Source organism: Amycolatopsis sp. NPDC051758 (assembly GCF_044453095.1).
In the GTDB taxonomy this organism is placed as follows: domain Bacteria; phylum Actinomycetota; class Actinomycetes; order Mycobacteriales; family Pseudonocardiaceae; genus Amycolatopsis.
Genome location: NZ_JBITCJ010000026.1, coordinates 25,807 through 44,398, shown reverse-complemented (window position 1 = coordinate 44,398; position 18,592 = coordinate 25,807). Strand labels below are relative to the sequence as shown.

At 70.7% G+C, this 18,592-nt stretch carries 11 protein-coding genes; 4 read left to right on the top strand and 7 right to left on the bottom strand.

Annotation, left to right across the window (positions count from 1 at the left end; translation table 11 throughout):
• Window positions 1-68: 68 nt before the first annotated feature.
• The 5 genes from ACIA5G_RS52705 to ACIA5G_RS52685 are packed head-to-tail and all read right to left on the bottom strand — an operon-like array spanning window position 69 to window position 6,742.
• Window positions 69-2,063: a beta-galactosidase gene (locus ACIA5G_RS52705; protein ID WP_395937939.1), complete on the bottom strand. Its 1,995-nt coding sequence runs from the start codon at window positions 2,061-2,063 to the stop codon at window positions 69-71.
• Window positions 2,060-3,097 (bottom strand): LacI family DNA-binding transcriptional regulator, encoded by a 1,038-nt coding sequence (locus tag ACIA5G_RS52700; RefSeq protein ID WP_395937937.1) that lies wholly within the window; start codon window positions 3,095-3,097, stop codon window positions 2,060-2,062. The genes ACIA5G_RS52705 and ACIA5G_RS52700 overlap by 4 nt, the downstream gene beginning before the upstream one ends.
• A 44-nt stretch (window positions 3,098-3,141) precedes the next feature.
• The gene (locus ACIA5G_RS52695; protein ID WP_395937935.1) at window positions 3,142-4,116 is read right to left on the bottom strand and encodes a carbohydrate ABC transporter permease; all 975 of its coding nucleotides are present in this window, start codon (window positions 4,114-4,116) and stop codon (window positions 3,142-3,144) included.
• A complete protein-coding gene (locus ACIA5G_RS52690) occupies window positions 4,113-5,060 on the bottom strand; it encodes an ABC transporter permease (protein WP_395937933.1) in 948 nt (315 codons plus the stop codon). Before ACIA5G_RS52690 ends, ACIA5G_RS52695 begins: the two co-directional genes overlap by 4 nt.
• Window positions 5,057-6,742: a hypothetical protein gene (locus ACIA5G_RS52685; RefSeq protein WP_395937931.1), complete on the bottom strand. Its 1,686-nt coding sequence runs from the start codon at window positions 6,740-6,742 to the stop codon at window positions 5,057-5,059. Before ACIA5G_RS52685 ends, ACIA5G_RS52690 begins: the two co-directional genes overlap by 4 nt.
• 190 nt (window positions 6,743-6,932) lie before the next feature.
• On the opposite strand from ACIA5G_RS52685, the gene ACIA5G_RS52680 reads away from it, so the two are divergent.
• Window positions 6,933-9,791, top strand: coding sequence for a glycoside hydrolase family 3 C-terminal domain-containing protein (locus tag ACIA5G_RS52680; RefSeq protein WP_395937929.1), 2,859 nt, complete (start codon window positions 6,933-6,935; stop codon window positions 9,789-9,791).
• Between the two features lie 31 nt (window positions 9,792-9,822).
• On the top strand, window positions 9,823-10,797 hold the full coding sequence (locus ACIA5G_RS52675; protein WP_395937927.1) for an acetylxylan esterase: 975 nt from the start codon (window positions 9,823-9,825) through the stop codon (window positions 10,795-10,797).
• Between the two features lie 8 nt (window positions 10,798-10,805).
• Here ACIA5G_RS52675 and ACIA5G_RS52670 read toward each other — a convergent pair whose 3' ends face one another.
• Both ACIA5G_RS52670 and ACIA5G_RS52665 read right to left on the bottom strand, forming a co-directional pair.
• Window positions 10,806-13,142: a glycosyl hydrolase family 95 catalytic domain-containing protein gene (locus tag ACIA5G_RS52670; protein ID WP_395937925.1), complete on the bottom strand. Its 2,337-nt coding sequence runs from the start codon at window positions 13,140-13,142 to the stop codon at window positions 10,806-10,808.
• Window positions 13,143-13,171: 29 nt separating this feature from the next.
• Complete coding sequence (locus ACIA5G_RS52665) at window positions 13,172-16,126, bottom strand: glycosyl hydrolase 115 family protein (protein WP_395937923.1); 2,955 nt, start codon at window positions 16,124-16,126, stop codon at window positions 13,172-13,174.
• Between the two features lie 360 nt (window positions 16,127-16,486).
• Here ACIA5G_RS52665 and ACIA5G_RS52660 point away from each other — a divergent pair, with 360 nt between their 5' ends.
• Together ACIA5G_RS52660 and ACIA5G_RS52655 are read left to right on the top strand one after the other, a co-directional pair.
• Window positions 16,487-17,551, top strand: coding sequence for a glycosyl hydrolase 53 family protein (locus tag ACIA5G_RS52660; protein ID WP_395937921.1), 1,065 nt, complete (start codon window positions 16,487-16,489; stop codon window positions 17,549-17,551).
• Window positions 17,548-18,576 carry a rhamnogalacturonan acetylesterase gene (locus ACIA5G_RS52655; RefSeq protein WP_395937919.1) on the top strand — a complete coding sequence of 343 codons (1,029 nt, stop codon included), beginning with the start codon at window positions 17,548-17,550 and terminating at the stop codon, window positions 18,574-18,576. The genes ACIA5G_RS52660 and ACIA5G_RS52655 overlap by 4 nt, the downstream gene beginning before the upstream one ends.
• Window positions 18,577-18,592 lie beyond the last annotated feature (16 nt).

The window sequence follows — 18,592 nt, the reverse complement described above, 5'->3', positions numbered from 1 at the left end:
GACCGAGTGCGATCGAAGAATTCGAGACTCGAAAGTCTCGAAAGGAGACTGATGGCATATTCGGTGACTCATGCGGCCTCAGGCAGCCGCAGCACGGCACAGCCGCCGGGGGCCAGCTCGTCCACCCTCCCCCCGGTGAGCAGGTCGTGCGCGGGTTCCGGCACCGGCACCGCTTCCGTGCCGTGGTTGAGCAGGAAGAGCCATCGCCGGCCGTCCGGCGCGTGACGGGTGACGGCTTCGACGCCGGAGGGCAGCTCCGGCCGTTCCGGATCGACGCCGGTCTCGGCGAGCAGCCGGGCGATCAAAGCGGCGTAATCCGGGTCTTCGAGGGTGGTGGACAGGTACCAGCCCCGTCCGGCTCCGAAGCGGTGACGAGTGAGTGCCGGAGAGTCCTCGAGCATGCCGCCGGTGTACGCGGCCAGCGTCTCGGCACCCTCCGCACGCACGGATTCGCTCCAAGCGGTGGCGTGTGAGCCGTCGGAAAGGGTGATCCGCTCGGACCGGCGAAGCGGCCGGTGCTCCTCGACCCGGATTCCCAGCGCCTCACGCAGCGGCGCGGCGGGGTAACCGCCGAGGCGGGCGTGGAGGCGTTCGTCGACGACACCGCTGAAGTGCTGGACGAGCAGCGTGCCGCCGTCGGCGACGTAGCGCCGGAGATTGACGGCGCCGGCGTCCGGGATCAGGAACAGGGCCGGGGCGAGGACGAGCGGGTAGCGGCTCAGATCGTCTTCCGGATGCGCGAAGTCGGCGGTGACACCGGCCTCCCACAACGTCCGGTGCGCGCGGCGCAGGATCGCGTGGTAGCCGTGGTCGGGCGAGGGCAGGCCGTCCCCGTCCAGTGCCCACCAGGCGTCCGGATCGTGCAGCACGGCCACCCGGGCCGCGACCGTCGATCCCGCGAGCTCGCCGAGGCCGGCCACAACCTCGCCGAGCGCCGTCACCTCGCGGAAGATGCGGCTGTCCGGCCCGGCGTGCGGGACCATCGCCGAGTGCCACTGCTCGGCGCCCGCGCGGGACTGGCGCCACTGGAAGAACAGCGCGCCCTCCGAGCCGCGCGCGATGTGGCCGAGGCTGTGGCGCAGGATCTCCCCCGGCTCCTTGCCCAGCGTCCGGTCGCCGGCGTAGACGGTGTTGGTGCCCTGTTCCATCAGCAGCCACGGCCGGCCGCGGGCGAACGACCGGGCGCGGTCGGCACCGAAAGCGGTGTCCGCCGCGGCGCCCGGTCCCGGGGCGTCCGGGTAGTGGTCGATGGCGACCAGGTCGACTTCACGGGCGATCGCCCACAGGTCCAGGTTCTGGTACCCGGGCACCATCAGGTTGGTCGTCACCGGACGGTCGCTGTGGTCGCGGATCACGTCGCGCTGCTCGCGGAACGCGGCGAGGACCTCGTCGGACCAGAAGCGGCGGAAGTCCAGCGCCTGTCCGGGATTCTTGTGCCACTGGGTCGCGCGGGGCGGGAGCACCTGCGCCCAGCCGGTGTAGTGCTGGCTCCAGAAAGCCGTCCCCCACGCGTCGTTGAGCGCATCGAGCGAGCCGTGGCGCGCCCGTAGCCACCGCCGGAACGCCACGGCGGTGTGCTCGCACCAGCAGAGGGTGGCGTACTCGTTGTGCACGTGCCACAGCGCCACCGCCGGATGGTCGCCGTAGCGCTGAGCGAGCGCGGCGGCGATCCGGCTCGCCGCGCTCCGGTAGGCGGGTGCCGCGAGGCAGTAGGTGTCGCGGCTGCCGTGGACCAGCGTCGTGCCGTCGGCGGTGACCGGCAGGGCGTCCGGGTGGACGAGGGTGAACCACGGGGGCGGCGACGCGGTCGGGGTCGCCAGGTCGACGGCGACCCCGTTGGCGTGGAGGCGATCGAGGTGGGCGTCGAGCCAGGCGAAGTCGTAGCAGCCTTCCTCCGGCTCCAACAAGGCCCAGGAGAAGACGCCCACGGTGGCCAGGTTGACCTTGGCCCGCCGCATGAGCTCGTCGTCTTCCTGCCACACGGGCTCATCCCATTGCTCGGGGTTGTAGTCCCCGCCGAAGGCGAGTCCGCCGAGCCGGTCGATCAGGCCCTGGATGGTCATGTCCGCTCCTCGATGCGCGGGGGGGGACCCTGTCGCGGCGCGGGCCCCGTGCTCTCGCGCACCGTCAGGACCGGGCTGAGCAGGACCAGCCGGTCCTCCCGGTCCCCGCCGTTGGCCGACGCGGCGATGGTGCCGATGACCTGGTCGACGGCGACGCGGCCGAGTTCCTGGGCCGGACCGGTCACGGCCGTCAGCCGGGGCGCGTACTGCTCGGCGAGCTGTTCCGGGCACAGGGCGATCACCGAGGCGTCCTCGGGCACCGTTCGCCCGCCGGCGCGCAGGAGGCCGAGCAGCGGACCGATCGCGCCTTCGTTCTGCACCACGAAACCCGTGGTCTCGGGCCGGTCGGCGAGAATGCGGGAGAGCACCCCGGCGGTGCTTTCGTAGGTGCCTTCACAAGGCCGGTGCACGTAGCGCACGCCGCGCTGTTCGGCACGCTCGCGGAAGCCCGTGATCGTGCGCTCGGCGTACCCGGCGTGCCGGTCGTAAACCCCGGCCCCGTAGCCGATGAAGGCGATCTCCCGATGCCCCAGGTCGGCAAGGTGGTCGGTACAAAGCGCACCCGCCGCCGCGAAGTCGTGGTCCACGCAGGACAGGCCGCGCGGGTCGGCGGGCAGGCCGATGAGCGCGGCCGGTGTGCCGTTGGCCAGCAGCGCGGGAATGCGCTTGTCCTCCAGCTCGACGTCCATGAGGATCACGCCGTCCGCCAGCCCGCTCGCGGCGACCCGGTGCACTCCGTCCGGGCCCTCGTCGTTGGTGATCAGCAGCACGTCGTAGCCGTGCTGCCGGGCCGACGTCGTCACCGAGATGGCGATCTCCATCATGATCGGCACGTAGACGTCCGCGCGCAGCGGCACGACGAGGGCGATGATGTGCGAGCGGCGCCCGGCCAGCGCCCTGGCACCGGCGTTGGGGTGGTACCCGAGCTCGGACACCGCCCGCTCGACCCGGCGCCGGGTCGATTCGGAGATCGCGCGCTTGCCGCTCAGCACGTAGCTGACCGTGCTGGCCGAGACGCCCGCGTGTCTGGCCACGTCGGCGAGGGTCACCATGGTGGGGTGCCTGCCTTTCTGGGTAGTCAGCCCTTGATCGCTCCGGTCAGGACACCGGTGCGGAAGTGTTTCTGCATGAATGGGTAGACGATCAGCAGCGGCACCAGAGTCAGTACCACCACGGCCATCTGCAGCGCCAGGGGCGCGGTCTGCGCTTCGAGTGTGCCAAAGCCCGCGTTGACCGAACCCGGCATCCCGTTGCCCCTGCTCACGTAGGTGAACAGCACGTACTGCAACGGCCACTTCTCGCTGTCCGTCGGCATGTAGAGCATGACGTTGAAGAACGAGTTCCAGTAGCCCACCCCGTAGAAGAGCGCGACCACCGCGGTCACGGCCCGCGAGGTGGGCAGGACGATCGACCACAGGATCCGCCAGTCCCCCGCCCCGTCGATGCGTGCCGCTTCGATCAGGTCGGCGGACGTGCTCGCGTAGAAGGAGCGCAGCACGAGGATGTTGAACACCGAGACCGCGCCCGGGAGGATCAGCGCCCACCACTGGCCGTAGCCGCCGAGCCCGGTGACGACCAGGAAGGTCGGGATCAGGCCGCCGCTGACGAACATCGTGACGACCAGCAGGGCCAGCAGGAACCGGTGCCCGAACGACCGGGATCGGGACAGGCCGTAGGCGCACAGCACCGAGACGGTCATGGACACGGCTGTGCCGACCACCGTGATACCGAGGCTCACCAGCAACGCGGAGCGCACCGTCGTGTCGGCCAGCATCTGGCTGTAGGCCTCGAGGGTGAGACCGTCCGGCCAGATCACCAGTCCCCCGGCGCGGTTGATCGCGGCCTGGGTGGACAGGCTGGTCACCACGACGATCCACAGCGGAACGAAGACGACCGCGAGGACCCCGGTGAAGGTGAGCCCCTTCGCGGCCTGGCCGACGGTCGTCGGCGGCTCCTCCCAGGCCGGTCGGACCGGCCGTTTCCTGCGCCGGACGGGGACCTCGGTCGCGCCGGCGTTCCCGTCCGTGCGCTGGATCGTGAGCACATCGGTCATTTGCGGTACAACCCGTCTTCACCGAAGGCGTGCGCCAGCCTGTTCGCACCCCAGATGAGCAGCAGCGAGATGACACTCTTGAACAGGCCCGCCGCCGCGCCGTAGCTGTAGTTCCCGGTGGCGATGCCGTAGTAGAACGAGAAGGTGTCCAGCACGTCGGCCGCGTCGTGGCCGACGGCTTCCCGCTGGACCAGGAACTGCTCGAAGCCGACCGTGAGCGCGTTGCCGAGGCGCAGCACCAGCATCAGCATGATGACGCCGCGCAGACCGGGCAGCGTGATGTGCCACATCCGGCGGAACCGCCCCGCCCCGTCCACGGCCGCCGCCTCGTACTGCTCGGTGTTGATGGCCGCGAGGGCGGCCAGGAACACGATGATCCCCCAGCCGGCCTCCTTCCAGATGGCCTGGGAGGTGACCAGCAGCGCGAAGGTGTGCGGGTCGGTCATGACGTCCCAGGTGCCGAGGTCGTGGCTGCGCAGGAACTGGTTGAGGGCACCCGCGCCGCCGAGCATCTGCTGGAAGATCGTGACGGCGAGCACCCACGAGAAGAAGTGCGGCAGGTAGACGACGGACTGGATGAAGTTGCGCAGCCGCTCGCTGAGCACCGAGTTGAGCAGCAGCGCCAGTGCGATCGGGATCGGGAAGAACAGGATCAGCTGCACGAAGCTGAGGTAGAGCGTGTTCTTCAGCGCCCCCCAGAACAGCGGGTCGTCGAAGAGCCGGCTGAACTGGTCCAGGCCGACCCATTCGCTGTACCGGACCCCGACCAGCGGGTCGTACTCCTGGAAGGCGGTGACCAGCCCGAACAGCGGCACGTAGTTGAACGCGATCACCAGCACGATCGCGGGCACCGTCATCAGCAGCAGCGACCGGTCGCGGCGCAGGCGGAACCGCCAGTTCCGCCGCGGCGGCGGTGCCGCCCGCCGCGTCACCGCCGTGTTCACTGGCCCGTGCCGTACTTCTGCAGCACGTTGTCGGTCATCCACTGGGTCAGCCGGTCGCCGCCGCCCGACTTCCAGCCGGCGATGGCCGCCCGCACGTCGGCGACCTTCTTCTTGCCGTGGTAGCAGTCCTTGACGGTGTCCTCGACGGCCTGTGCTGCGTCGGCCGTGGACATCGACAGCGGCATGCTGACGTTCATGTTCCAGAAGACCGGCTTGGTGAGCGCCTTGACGTTGGCCGCCTGCCAGGCGGTGTAGTCCTTGGTGACCACGTCCGCACCCGGGTTGCTGATCACGGCCTGCGGGGAGGCCAGGAAGGGGTAGGTCGCCGCCTGGACGTCCTTCTTGCCCTCTTCGGTGGCGGTCGGCACGCCGTTCACCATCGTGTAGTGGACACCCTCGACGCCGTAGTTGACCATCGAGTACTCCACCGAGCCGAACGGTGCGGCGAGATAGTTCGCGACTGACAGCAGTTCCTCGATCTGCTCGGGCTTCAAGCCGGCGTTGAGGTAGCTGAGCACGTTGGTCGACAGGGGATTCATGGGGATGTGCGGAGTGCTCTTGCCGTCGGCGGCGAAGATGGGGAACGCGCCACGGCGGTAGTTCGGGTTCGCGGCGGCGCCGGCCTGGTGGTCGGCGAGGTTCCACTGGCCGGGACCGCCGCCGCCGATCAGCGTCTTCCCGGCGTAGAACCGGGTGTTGGCGTTGGCGTTGTCGCCCGCCAGCGCGTCGGGGTGCAGGTAGCCGGAGGTGGCGAGCCGGTAGTGCCAGTCGAGTGCCTCGAGGAACTCGGGCGTCTCGTACTTGTAAACCAGTTTGCCGTTGTCTACCCGCCATTTGTAGGGCGCGCCGAAGGCCGAGTTGTAGAGGTAGGTCCACACGTCGTCGAAGGCCCACACGCCGGCCTTGGCGTCGGTCAGTTCCTTGCCCAGGTTCATCAGGTCGTCCGCGGAGCGCACCTGGTCGGCGGTGATGCCCTTCGCGTCCAGGATGTCGCGCCGGTACTGGATCATGCCGGCGATGGAGAAGCCGGTGGAGTAGGACGGGATGCCGTAGAGCTTGTCCCCCCAGGCGCCCGCCTTCCAGGCGCCGGTGGGAAGGGCCGCGAGGTTGGGGTACTTCTTGATCTTGTCGCCGGCCAGGTAGGGCGTCAGGTCCGCCAGCTGGGTACCGACCAGGCCGCCCATGTTGAAGTTGGGGTTCCACCAGGCCGGGAGCTGGATCCAGTCGGGCAGCCGCTTCGCGGCGGTCATGGTGGGGACGATCGTGTTGTAGTTATTCCCGTCCGCGGGCTTCATCGCGAGGTCGACGCCGAGCGCCTTGTTCATGGCCTGGTAGAAGGAGTTGCCGGCCGGCGGGACGGTTCCCCACAGCGGCGTGACCGCGGAGTAGCTCCCGCCCCGGCCCGGGACTCCGGAGACGGTGGTGACGAGGTTGGCCGGGTAGCTGAGGAAGCCGGCATCCGTCAGGACGTCGGGACCACCCGCCACGGCGGGGATGTCCGCCTTGACCGCCGTGCTCGGCAGATACGCCGGCAAGGCCGCTTGGAGGCCCGACTCGGTGTTGGCCCCGGTCTGCTGGGCCGGGCTACCGGTGCACGCGGAGAGCACCGGCGCCATGGCGGCCGCTCCGGCGACGGTGGCGGCGGCGCTGATGAACCTTCTGCGGTTCCACTCGATGCCCATGGGTGTAGCGCCCTTCCTCGTTGAAGTGTCGAAGCGCTTGAACGCTGGCGGTGAGCGTAGTCACATCGATTCTCGTTCGGCAAGGGTTCATCTGCCATATTCGCCAGTAGTCCCTGGTAGTTGACAGGTCCAGACCCTCATGCGAATGTCGAAGCGCTTCACATCCGATCTTCGCCCGAAGGGTTGCCACGTGAGTTCGCTCCCCGTCTCCGCCGCCGAGCGGCTCCCATTCCGCGACCCGGCGCTGACGTTGCGCAAGCGCGTCGACGACCTGCTCGAGCGGCTGACGCTCGACGAGCGGGTCGCGATGCTGCACCAGCACGCGCCGGCCGTCCCGCGCCTGGGCGTCCGCCCCTTCCGCACGGGGACCGAGGCCCTCCACGGCGTCTCCTGGCTCGGCCCCGCGACCGTCTTCCCCCAGGCGGTGGGGCTGGGTGCGACCTGGGACGAGGTGCTGGTGCACCGGGTCGCCGAGGCCGTCTCCGTCGAGGTGCGCGCCTTCCACTACCACCGCCCGCCCGTCGACGGCACCGCGGCCAACAGCCTGCAGGCCTGGGCCCCCACGGTGAACCTGCTGCGCGACCCGCACTGGGGACGCAACGAAGAGGGGTACTCCGAGGACCCCGTGCACACCGCCCGGCTGGCGGTGGCCTTCTGCCGGGGGCTGGCCGGCGACCATCCCCAGTTCCTGCGCGCGGCCCCGGTCCTCAAGCACTTCCTCGCCTACAACAACGAGGACGACCGCTGTGTCACGTCCTCCGGCCTGCGCCCGCGGGTCCTGCAGGAGTACGACCTCGCCGCCTTCCGGCCCGTGGTCGCCTCCGGCGCGGCCACCGGCGCGATGGCCGCCTACAACCTGGTGAACGGCCGCCCGTGCCACGTCAGCCCGCTCATCGGGACGGAACTGCGCCGCTGGGCCGAGCCGACCGGGCACGAGCTGTTCGTCGTGAGCGACGCCGAGGCACCGTCCAATCTGGTCGACCTGGAGCACTACTTCGACGACCACGCCGAGTCCCACGCCGCGGCGCTCAAGGCGGGCATCGACAGCTTCACCGACCACGCCCTCGACAGCAGCGTCACGATCGCGCGGCTGCGCGAAGCACTGGACCGCGGCCTCATCGACGCCGACGACGTGGATCGCGCGGTACGCCGTCAGCTGCTGGTCCGCTTCCGGCTGGGCGAGTTCGACGAGGACCTCGACCCTTACGCGGGGATCGGACCGGAAGTGGTGAACTGTCCCGAGCACCAGGACCTCGCCCTGCGCGCCGCGACCGAGTCGGTGGTGCTGCTGAAGAACGACGGCCTCCTGCCGCTCGACGCCACCCGGGTCCGGCGGGTCGCCGTCGTCGGTCCGCTCGCCGACCTGCTGTGCGAGGACTGGTACAGCGGCACCATGCCGTACCGCAGCACCGTGGCGGCCGGGCTGGCGGCGGCGCTCGGGGAACACGGCGGCGAAGTGGTCTGCGTGCCGGCCGCCGACCGGATCACCCTGCGGTCCCGCACCTCCGGCGCGCTGCTCGGCGAGACCGCGTTCGACGTCGTCGACTGGGGTGGCGTGCTGACGTTGCAGTCCGCCGAGAGCGGCCGGTACCTGAGCCTCAAAGACGCCGACGCCTCGCTGGTCGCCGACCAGGACCAGGTCAAGAGCTGGGACGTGCACGAAACCTTCCGCCTGGAGCCCGATCCCGACGGCGGCCCCGGCGTACTGCTGCGCAGCGTCCTCACCGGCCGCTACGCCGTCGTCGACGGTGCGGACGGCCGGGTCGCCGTCACCGCCGAGACGCCCGAGGCCGCCGAGCGCTGGCAGCGCGAAGTGCTGCGCGACGGCATCGCGGAGGCCACGGCCGCTGCGCGGACGGCCGACGTCGCGGTGGTCGTGCTCGGCAACCAGCCGCTCATCAACGGGCGCGAGACCGAGGACCGACGGAGTACCGCCCTGCCCGAGACACAGGACGCGCTGCTGCGCGCGGTCGCCGCGGCTCGCCCGGAGACGGCACTGGTCGTGATGAGCAGCTATCCCTACGCGCTGGACTGGGCCGAAGCTCACCTTCCCGCCGCGCTGTGGATGTCCCACGGCGGGCAGGAGACCGGTCGCGCGCTCGCTTCCGTGCTCCTGGGCGAGGCCGACCCCGCCGGCCGGCTGCCCCAGACCTGGTACCGCGGCGACGACGAGCTGCCGCCGTCGCTCGACTACGACATCATCAAGGCCGGCTGGACATACCAGTACCACCGCGCCGCGCCCCTGTACCCCTTCGGTCACGGCCTCTCCTTCACCGGCTTCGCCTACCGCGACCTGCGGCTGTCCCGGACCGCACTGGCCCCGGACGACTCCGTCGACGTCGCGGTGACGCTGACCAACACCGGTGCGCGGGCCGGCAGCGAAGTGGCCCAGCTCTACGTCCGCGCCCTCGACGCCCGCTACCACGCACCCCGGCTGAAGCTGGCGGACTTCCGCAAGATCCGGCTCGCGCCGGGCGAAAGCACCGACCTGGTCTTCCGGTTGCCCGCCGCGGAGTTCGCGCACTGGGACGTCGCCACCGGGGCCTTCACCGTCGACCCCGGTTCCTACGAGGTGCTCGTCGCCCGCTCGGCCGAAGACGTCGTCCTCACCGCGGGGCTCACGGTGACCGGGCCCGATCCCGCGCCGCGCGTGGTCGTCGACCGGACCACCCGGGCCGCCGACTTCGACGACCACACGGACATCGCGCTCGTCGACGCCGGCCGCACCACCGGGGACGCGGTCTGCCCCACAGGGCGGGGCGCGACCCTGGAGTTCCGCTCCCCCGACCTGTCCGGTGCGGTCCGGGTCGAGGCCGAGGTCGCCCGGGAAGCAGGGGAACCGGGGGAAGCACTGCTCGAGCTCCGGGCGGGTGACCGGCTGCTGGCGTTGCTCCCGGTCCCGGTCACCGGCAGCCGCTACAAGTGGACGACCGTGACCGGCGAGTTCGCCGGCCCGGTGGCCGGAGTTCACGACCTGCACCTGACCCTGCACGGCGGTTTCCGGCTCGCCGGCTTCCGATTCGGCTCGTCCCCCGAGGCGGCCGGGTGAACCCCCTCTCCCACCGACCCGGAGGAGCACAATGCCGCTGACGGACCTCCCGCTCGAAGACCTGACCGGCTACCGCCCGGAGCTGCCGGCCCCCGGCGACTTCGACGACTTCTGGGAGCGAACGCTCATCCAGGCGCGCGGCCACGGCGGAGCCGTCAAGGCCGACCGGATCACCGACCGGCACCTGCTGCGCACAGTGGAGGTCGACGACGTGCGCTTCCCGGGCTGGGACGGCGAGCCGGTGGCCGCGTGGCTGCTGCGGCCGCGCGACGCCGAAGGTCTGCTGCCCGTCGTCGTCACCTATCTCGGCTACAGCGAAGGGCGCGGGCTCCCGACCGACCGCCTGCTCTTCTCCGCCGCCGGGTACGCCCAGCTCGTCGTCGACAGCCGGGGCCAGGGCCACGAGACGCCGGACCGGGATGCGGGCGAGTCCTCCCAGTGGGTCAAGGGCTTCATGACCCGCGGTATCGGCTCCGCCGAGCACCACTACTACCGGCGCCTCATCACCGACTGCGTCCGCGCCGTGGACGCGGTCGGCGAGCTACCCGGTCTCGATCCGAACCGGGTCGTCGTCGCGGGCGGCAGCCAGGGCGGCGGCCTGGCGCTGGCCGTCGCCGGGCTGGCCGGCCGGGTGGCCGCGGCGCTGCCCGACGTGCCGTTCCTGTGTCACTTCCGCCGGGGCGCGGAGATCAGCGGAGACGGCCCGTACGGGGAACTCGCCGAGTACCTGCGCTGGCACAGCCGTCACCAAGTCGAGCCGGCGTTCGCCACGCTGTCCTACTTCGACGGCGTCCACTTCGCGCAACGGGCGACGGCGCCGGCTCTGTTCAGCGTCGGCCTGATGGACCCGATCTGCCCGCCCTCCACCGTCTACGCCGCGTTCAACCGCTACGCGGGCGAAGACCGGCAGATGACCGTCTGGCCGTTCGCCGACCACGGCGGCGGCTACGGCTCGAACCCGACGGTACAGCTGGCCTGGCTGCACGAGCACGGCTTGGCCCCGTAACCGCGAAGCTACGTCAGCTCGACGGTGGCCTCCCCCGCCCGCCAGACCCGCTCGCGGGCGACGCCGGAGCCGTCGCGCCAGCGCAGGCGCACCGCACCGCCCTCGACGGCGTTCTCCGCGGCGGTCACGCGGACGCGGACCGGGACACCATCCGCCCAGGCGAGCAGGTCCACCTGGAAGCCACCGCGAGCGCGCAACCCGCGCACCTCACCTTCGGGCCAGGCAGCCGGGAGCGCCGGGAGCAGATCGAGACAACCGCTCTCGTGGGACTGGAGCAGCATCTCGGCGATGGCGGCCGTGGCCCCGAAATTCCCGTCGATCTGGAACGGGGGGTGGGCGCAGAGCAGGGACGGGTAGACGCCGCCACCACTACCGGAGCCGTCGGCGGGGACGGGCCGCAGCAGCAGGCCGAGCAGGCGGTGCGCCGCGTCCCCGTCACCGAGCCGCGCCCACAGCGCGGCCTTCCACGCGGTCGACCAGCCGGTGCTCTCGTCGCCGCGCGCTTCGAGGCTGCGACGCGCCGCGGCCCGGTACTCCGCGGGCAAGGAGCTCCCGGGGAAGACGCCGATCAGGTGCGAGAGGTGCCGGTGCGCCGGCTCGGTCTCCCCGCGCTCGACGTGCCACTCCAGCAGACGCCCGTCCGGCCCCACCGCGAGCGGGCGCAGCCGCGGGAGCGCCGCGGTGATCTCGGCCAGCAGCGCCGGGTCTGCCACGTCGCCCGCGTCCGTCGCGCTACGCCGCAGGAAGGCGAACAGCTCGCGGAGCAACGTGCCGTCCATTGTGGTGGACAGGTCGACCGACGCCGGGCCGTCCGCGGTCACGAACCGGTTCTCCGGCGACGTGGCGGGACCGGTGATCAGCCGGCCGTCGTCGTCCTCGTGGAGCAGGTCCAGCGCGAAGCGGGCGGCCCCGGCGGCGACCGGCCAGGCGGTGCGGCGGAGGAAGTCCCGGTCGCGGCCGAACTCCCAGTGCTCGGCCAGGTGCAGGCAGAGCCAGACGCCGCCCATCGGCCAGAACGACCACATCGGGTCGTCCCGGCCCTCCCCCACCGGCCAGCTCGCTCGCCAGAGGTCGGTGTTGTGGTGGCAGGCCCAGCCGCGTGCCCTGTGCAATGCCCGGGCCACCCCACGACCGGCCGACGCGAGCTCCGAGACGAGACGCAGCAAGGGTTCGTGACACTCCGGCAACGCCGTCGGCTCGGCCGGCCAGTAGTTCATCGGCGTGTTGATGTTCACCGTGTAGTCGCAGTTCCACGGCGGCGTCACCTGATCGTTCCACAGCCCCTGCAGGTGAGCGGGCTGGGTGCCCTCGCGCGAGGATCCCAGCAGGAGGTAGCGCCCGAAGTCGAAGAGCACGGGCAGCAGCTGCTCGTCCGGCTCGCCCTGAGCCCGGGCGCGCAACCGCGCGTCGAGCGGCCGGGTCTCGGCCGGGGCCGCCGGGCTGCCGAGCCGCAGCGTGACGCGGCTCATCCGCGCGGCGTGCTCGGCTGTGTGCTGTGCGCGGAGTTCCGCCCAGGTCTCCGGGAAAGCCGGCGCGATCCCGTGCGCCGCGGCCGTCGCGCAGGCTTGTTCGTCTCGCATCGGGGGACGGTCCCAGCCGGCGAAGCTCGTAGCCACGTTCACGAAGACCGTCACGGCCCGGACACCGCGCAGCCGCAGGGCCCGCCCGTCCGCGGCCGGCTCCACCGATCCGGGCCCTTCGACGCGTACCCGGGCCACCGCGGCGGCCCGCACAGCGTGGTCGGCGTACTCCACGACCGGGCCACGGTCGTCCCGGCCGACCCGCGACGGCGCGACCACCGAGAGCTCGAGCGCGTCCGCACCGCGCGACCGGATCGCCTGCCGCCGCTGCGGTGTCCGCCACCGCAGTTCACCGTCCCTCGGAGCCGGGCTTTCCCAGCGCACCAGCAGGAGTCCGTGCCGAACCTCGGCGAAGACCTCGACGACGGTCCCGTCCGTCAGGCGATGCGTGGCGACGCCTCCGGCGAGGTCCAGTTCGCGCCGCAGGTCCGCCCGGCCTGCCGGGCCGGCCCAGCGCAACACGAGATCGCCCACCGGCTGGAACGCTTCGGCGTTGCGGCCCTGGACGGTCTTGAGCAACTCGCCGGAATCGGCGTGCCGACCGGCACGCAGCGCCGCGTCGACGGCTTCGAGCAGTCCGTCCGGCACGTCCGGTTCGCCACGGGACGGCGGCCCCGACCAGAACGTGTCTTCGTTGACCGAACAGCACAACTCCGCCGCGTCGCCGCGCACCATCGCACCGAGACGGCCGTTGCCGACCGGCAGGCCCTCCACCCAGCGCGTGGCGGGGCCGTCGAACCAGAACGGCGAACGTTCCGTGGGCACAACTCGTCCTCAGGCTCGCACCCTCGCCTTCACTGCCCGGGGTTCGGGTTGAAGGTGGGGTGGAAGCTTTCCGGTGGGGCGAGGTAGGTGGCCGGCAGCCCGGCGGTGTCGATGACGATCTGGTCGACGGCGTTCGCCGGGTCGACCATCCACAGCTTGAGGACGTGCTCGCCCGGCCGGTCCACGGTGATGCTCGTGGTCAGTTTCTCGATGCCCTCGACCACGTTGCGCGACCACGCGGCGGTGGCGGAGGTGACTCCCGTTCCCTTGAGGAGGATCGGGGTGCCGGAATCGAGGCCGATGGCGAGCCGGCGGGTGCCGCGTGCGTCCAGGGAGGGCAGCCGGTACACGGTGACCGGGAAGGTGCCGGCCGTGGCGAAGCGGACGTTGTACTGGAGCTCGGGCGCCACGGTGCGGCTGTCGCCGTCAAGGCGTGCCGTGGTGAACGGCGCGCCGATGACGGCGGCGCCGGAGCGGCCGAGGCCGGGCACCGTCTGCCAGGTCGCCCCGGACCGCGGCACCAGCCGGTCGTAGTGCTCGGCTTCGATCGACACGTAGCCGTGTGCCTCGACGAACCCGATCGCCGCCGCCCGGCCCTGCTCGCCGTCGTTGGCGACCTGCAGCGGCACGGTCACGGTTGCGCCCGCGCCGGTGATGCGCACCTGTGGGCTGCTGACGCCCGGCGGGGCCGCGGCCCAGTCGACGCTGACCCAGATCCGCGCCTGGTCGGGGGTGGTCCCTGCCCTGGTGCTGACCTGCACCCAGGGGTGGCTGGGGGACGCTTGCCAGGACAGGGGGGCGAACCCGGTGTTGAAGATGTCGATGAAGCGCGTGGTTCGGGTGTACGAGGAGAACGTCAGGGGCCGGGCGACGCCGGTTTCGTTGCCCTCGGCGGCCACCCCGAGACCCACGGCACTCGTCGGCGTGCGTCTGGTCACGGCGGGCACCCTTGGGGCCTTGGGGACGTTGGCCGGGTACGGGTTGATGATCTCTTTCCACTTGCCCCCGGCGATCGTGGTGTTGTAGCGGCGGGTCAGCGCCTCCTCGTCGGCCTGGGCCCGCTCGGCCAGGTCGGCGAAGACGTTCACCCCGGCCCCGCGGCCCTGCTTGACGGCGAGCGCGTTGCGGTCGGCGCACACGAACTTCAGGTTCATCAGGTACGCGCCGGTCAGCGGATACAGCAGCAGCTCGAAGAAAGCGTCCTGATAGGACGGCGGCAGCTGCCGGCCAACGGCCTCGGCGCGGTCGATCAGGCTCCGGTACGCCGTCATCCGCCGATCCGCCTCGTCGCCGTGGTGGACGAGGGAGAAGACGCCGCTCTGGATGAACTCGGGGCGCAGCGCCGCGGCCAGCTCGTAGTAGCCCTGCCGGATCTCGGCGATCTCCCGGGCGTGCGCGGCGCCGAACTGGCGACCGGCCCACTCGGCCAGCTGGGGTTGCGCGTCCTCCGCGCGCCACCGGTCGATGTCCCAGGCGAGCTCCATCGCGAGCGACAGCCCGGTCTCCTGCGACTTCAGGTCGCCCACGTTGACGATCCAGGTGTGGCGGACCCCGTTGTCGTACGCCCGGCGCAGCTCCTGCCAGATCTTGGCCGGCGCCGTGGTGTCCAGCCACAGGTAGCTCTTCGGTGCTCCCCAGTAGGAGATGTGGTAGTACAGGCCGTTGCCGCCGGAGCGCTGCCGCTCGGCCGCCGTGGGCAGCTGCCGCATGTTCCCGTGGTTGTCGTCCGGCCAGATCAGCGTCACGTCCTCGGGCACCCGCACCCCGGCGTTGTAGAGGTCGAGCACCTCCTTGTACGGGATGAAGATCTGCGGCACGGCACCGGCCGCCGGGGCGACCTCTTCGGCCAGGATCCGGCGCTGCTGGGTGATGATGTCGTTCATCACCGCGACCCGCTCGGCCGTGGTCTTGGCGTTCTTGGTGACCAGGCCCGAATCGTGGATGCCGCGCATGCCGACCGTCCACACGCTTTCGTACCGGGCGTTGGCTTTCGCCCGCGCGCGCCAGTAGTCCAGGATCGTCTCCGGGTTGACCGTGAAGTCGTACTCCGGGAGGCTGCCGTCCGCGTTGCGGTGCGCCTGCGCCCACGGCTGCCACTCGTACACGTTGTTGCGCAGCAACGCCTCCGGGTGGCTGGACCCGACGACGACGCCGTACTCGTCCGCCAGGCGCGGGTTGTCCGGGTACTTGTTGAAGTGGTCCGATTCGGGGTGCATGGCCGGCCACAGGTAGTTCGCCTTGAGCCGCAACATCAGCTCGAAGATCCGGGTGTAGGTCACCGGCCCGATGTGCTTGCCGGGCTCTTCCGTCCGATACGCCCACTGCGACAGGTTGTCCTCGTCGTTGAGGAAGATGCCGCGGTACCGGATCGCCGGCTCACGCCGCTTCTCCGTGGCCAGAGGCAGGGTCACGGTGTCGCGGTGCGGGATCGGCACGTCGGCCCACCAGTACCACGGCGAGACACCGATGCGCTCGGACAGGTCGTAAACGCCGTAGACGGTGCCGCGCCGGTCGCTGCCGGCGATGACCAGCGCGCGGTCGACCCCGGCGATCGGCGCCTCGACGACCTGGGTCACCGACGCTTCCCAGCGCCCGGCAACATCGGAGACGTCGAGGCGGCCGGACGCGACGAGCTTGTCGATGACCGGGCTGTGGCCGATCGTGCCGATCAGCACCGCCGTGCGGGACAGCCCGGCAGTGCGGTTCGTCAGGATGGGAAGCACACCACTGACGCGCTCGATGTCCGCCTGCAGGTCTCCCGCCACGCGGCGGACGGCCACGTCGTCGGCCGCGTCCACGAACACATCGGCGGCGACACCGCCCGCAACCAGGGGAAAGCCATCACCCGCGGCAGCGGCCGGCTCGGCGGCGGGCAAGGCCGGGGTCAGCGGCAACGCACCCACCGCGGCCAGCCCCCGCAGGAACGACCGGCGGGATGGCACGAACGCGTCGTCATCCGGATGGCCCGGCGGCTTGGCGATCACGGGAGTATCCCCTTCCACAGGGCGGCGCGGCGCCGCATGATTCCCTGGAAATGGAACCGCACAACACAGAACGCCGCAAGGCCTGAAAGCCCTGTCACGGTCACGCCGGAATTCGATCGTTCGATCATCCGGAAGAATTCGACGAAACAGTGTCGAACCCAGATCGAATCGACAGGTTCGCCCCCGGCGACTGTGTACGTTCACAGGATTTCGTCCGCAAGTCTTGCGGCAGCCCCCAACTTGAGGTTCCATCTTCACCAGAACCGCACGTAGTCGGTTGTGTACGCTCCCAGCCTGGCTCCGCGGCCTTCGTCGTCGATCAAGGGAGATCGGATGACCATGCACGAAACGGAGTTCCCCATGAACGAAAGGCCGGAAATCGTTTCGCCTCCGCTGGGACGCCGCAGTGTGCTACTGGGCGCCGCTGCGGGCGTGGGCGCGCTCGCGCTGGGCGCAGGTGCCGCGACGCAGGCGATGGCCGCCGTGTTCCCGGCGCAGCCCGCCGCGGCCGCCTTCTTCAAAGGCGCCGACATCAGCTGGGCACCACAAATGGAAGCCCACGGCTACACCTGGAAGAACTCCAGCGGGCAGACCCAGGACCTGCTGACCATCCTCAAGGGCTACGGCATCAACGCGATCCGACTGCGCACCTTCGTCAATCCCTCGGGCAGCGCCACCGACGGCCACTGCAGCATCACCGAAGTCACCGCGCTGGCCAAGCGGGTCAAGGCCGCGGGCATGTCCATCATGCTGGACTACATGTTCGGCGACACCTGGAACTCCGTCGGCGTGCAGAACCCGCCCGCGGCGTGGAAGAACATGAGCTACAGCCAAATGCTCAGCGCCATGAACTCCTACGTCAGCCAGACCATGAACGTCATGAAGAGCAACGACGTCCTGCCCACCTGGGTGCAGATCGGCAACGAGATCAACAGCGGCATCTGCCGCCCCGTCGGCAGCGTCTCCAACGGAGCCCAGATGACCGGCCTGCTCAACGCCGCCTACAACCAGGTCAAGCAGGTGTCACCGAGCACCACCGTGTGCATCCACCTCGCCCAGCCCCAGAAGTGGGACTCGATGCAGACCTTCTTCAGCCGCTACGCCGGAAACGGCGGCAAGTGGGACATGTCGGTCTTCTCCTCCTACGGCAGCGCCAATCTGGCCTCCGGCATCGTGGCGAACATGAAGAAAATCTCCGACCAGTACGGGAAACCGTTCCTGCAGAGCGAGTTCGGCGGCCCGGTGAGCAAGGTTTCGTCCACCAAGGCTTCGCTGGTGGCCTACCTCAGCACGCTCAAAAGCACCGGCGGGCAGGGACTCTTCTACTGGGAGCCGGAGGGGTACTCGCCGTTCACCGGCTACGCCAACGTCGCCTGGGACTCCGCCACCCGCAAGCCCACCGCCATCATGGACGGCTTCCGGTGAGCCTGGTGCGGCTCACGTCACGAGTCGCCGTGCTGCTCGTCGCCGGGCTCGTCGTGACCGAGGGCGGGGCCGGCGCCGCCACGGCGGCCGCCGTCGACTATTCCTTCACCGTGGCGCCCGGCGACTACGAGGTCACTTTGACCAAGGGCAGCGCGACCCAGGCCGCGCAGACCGGTGTCCAGGTGGAGGCCCGCCGCACCATGCTCGCGCCCGTGAGCACCCGCGCCGGGGAGTTCCGCCGGGAGGTGCTGACGGTGAACGTGCGCAGCCCGGAAAGCATGCCCACCGGCGAGGAGGGAACGGGGACGCCCGGCTTGCAGGTCCATCTCACCGGGAGCCGTCCGGCCGCGGTGAACGTGTCCGTGGCACCGGTGCGCCGGCCGCGGCTGTTCGTGGTGAGCGACTCCACCGCCTCGGACTGGCTCAAGGGCCCGAAGCGGGGCTGGGCGCAGGAACTGCCCCAGCTGCTGCGACCGGGGATCGTGGTCGCCAACTACGCGGACTCCGGGGAGAGCACCGGGAGCTGGTTGAGCAACCCGCGGCTGTTCGCCACTGTGAAGCCGTTGATCCAGCCCGGCGACGAAGTGCTGATCCAGCTGGCGCACAACGACAAAACCACCCCCGAAAGCACGTTCCAGGCCAACCTGGGCAAGCTCGTCGACGGCGTCCGCCAGCGCGGCGGGTTGCCGGTCCTGGTCACCCCGCCGGTGCGGCACCAGTTCGGTCCGGACGGGAAGCTCACGCCCACCGGGCTGATCGTCAACAACCTCGGCGTCGACCTGCCCGCGGTGATCCGCGACCTCGCCGGCAAGCTGCACGTGCCGCTGATCGACCTCACCGCGCGCAGCCAGGCCCTGCTCGAGAGACTCGGAGAAAGCGCTTCCTGGCCGCTGTACCTGACCGTCCAGCACGACGGCGTCCAGGACTACGCCCACTTCTCCGAATACGGCGGAACGGTCATGGCCGGTCTCGTCACCCAGGGCATGGCCGAGGCTCAGCTGCCCGCCGCCGCGTTCCTGCGCTGACCGCCAGAAGGAGACC